This is a genomic window from Streptomyces sp. NRRL S-455 (genome assembly GCF_000717875.1).
Classification (GTDB): Bacteria; Actinomycetota; Actinomycetes; order Streptomycetales; family Streptomycetaceae; genus Streptomyces.
The window spans coordinates 1-428 of sequence record NZ_JOCT01000078.1 but is presented as its reverse complement, the minus strand read 5'-3'; the positions used below and the strand labels follow the sequence as shown (position 1 = coordinate 428).

The window sequence follows — 428 nt, the reverse complement described above, 5'->3', positions numbered from 1 at the left end:
CATAGGACACGGTCTAAGAAGCCATCTCATTTGGGTGACTCGGTAGTCTGTGAGTCATGGTGGGGATCGTTGAGCGGCTGGTGCCGGACGAGTTGTGGGAGTTGTTCCAGCGGGTGGTGCCGGAGGCGCCGTCGCGGCCGCAGGGTGGTGGTCGGCGTCGGCACGGCGACCGGGAGGTGCTGGCCGCGATCGTGTTCGTGGCCACGTCGGGTTGTACATGGCTGCAGCTGCCTTCGGCGTCGTTCGGCCTGTCCGGAGCGACCGCTCACCGGCGGTTCTCGGAGTGGTCGAAGGCACGGGTGTGGGCCAGGCTCCACCGCTTGGTCCTCGACGAGCTCGGTGCCCGCGGCGAGTTGGACTGGTCGCGGTGCGCGATCGACTCGGTGAACATGCGGGCCTTGAAAAGGGGGACCTGACAGGCCCGAATC

Annotated in this window: 1 pseudogene; it reads left to right on the top strand. The window is 66.8% G+C overall.

Annotated features, from left to right (window positions below):
• Positions 1–56 precede the first annotated feature (56 nt).
• A pseudogene (locus IE97_RS0137880) lies at positions 57–428 on the top strand (transposase); the annotation flags it as partial.